Below are 1,119 nucleotides of genomic sequence, written 5' to 3' on the forward strand. Positions count from 1 at the left end.
GGAGTTCGGGGGCAGGTTCGCCGCCGGGTTCGCCAGCCACGTCGTGGGCAAGATGACGTTTGGGACCATCACCAACGTCATCGGCACCGTCGTGTTTGACGTGATGAACCGCGCGCACTTGGACATGTTCTCGACGACCACGTCCGGTGCGCTGGGTGCCATCCGCGGCGAGGGCGGCAAGCTGCGGTTCGGCAAGCACGGCGAGAACCTGCACATCGATCCCGTCAAGCTGAACCTGCCGGACCTGCCGGACCTGCCGGGGTCCGGCCTGCCGAACCTGGATGTGCCCAAGCTGCCGCTGACGGAGTCGTCCGGCGCGCCGCAGTGGCCCGTCATGGAGACCTCTCCGGTCAACCACAGCGATCTAGGCATTCCCCCGGCCACCGAGACGGCCCCTGGCGCGGACGCGGCACCCGGCGTGGGCACTACCACACCGGGCCCCGGTATGGTCCCGGCCACCAGCACCCCGGCCACCGGCGCTTCTCCGACGGCCCGCACGGCGCCGGGCACCGGCATGGGGCAGGGCACCGGCACGGCGCCCGCGATCGGCACGGTGTCGGGATCGGGGCCGTCCCCCACGGAGCAGAGCGGTGGTGGGCGGACGGCGGCTCCGGCCGGCCAGGCCAGCGCCCTGGATCCCGGTCATCAGACGCCGTCCGGCCTGGCGAGCTCCGCGGCCATGCCGCAAACCGCATGGGAGGCCGGCCAGGAGGGGGCCGCGGCAGCTCCCGTCACCGGAGGCCGCGGCCTTCCCGGCTTCGAGACCACTTCCGTGAACCAGCCGGCCGAGGCGCCGGCGCCCCACGAGGCCACGACGGCGTCCGCGCCGCACACCGCCGCCCCGGCCCCGCACGCCGAGGTCCCGGTGGACTCGTCCACGGCTCAGCTGGTGCAGGAGCCCGCAACGGTGCCCGCACCCGGTGAGCACGTCGGTGAGCATGTCGGTGGGCATCTCGGCCTGCCGCATGTGCCGGAGCCGTTCGATGCGTCGCAGCTGCCGGATCCGTCGCCGCGGGCTCTTGTTCAGGATCTGCCGTCCGTACCCGGGCTGCGGCCTGACTCGCCGCAGCCGCAGGTGCACCATCGCGTGGACGAACTCAGCCGCATCGCGCGGTCGGC

General features: G+C 73.3%; 1 pseudogene. It reads left to right on the forward strand.

Annotation, left to right across the window (positions count from 1 at the left end):
- Nucleotides 1-52 precede the first annotated feature (52 nt).
- Nucleotides 53-1,119: pseudogene (locus ABZZ74_RS54330) on the forward strand (hypothetical protein); the annotation flags it as partial.

Origin of the sequence: Streptomyces sp. NPDC006476 (assembly GCF_040612015.1) — a bacterium.
Taxonomy (GTDB): Bacteria; Actinomycetota; Actinomycetes; order Streptomycetales; family Streptomycetaceae; genus Streptomyces; species Streptomyces griseorubiginosus_B.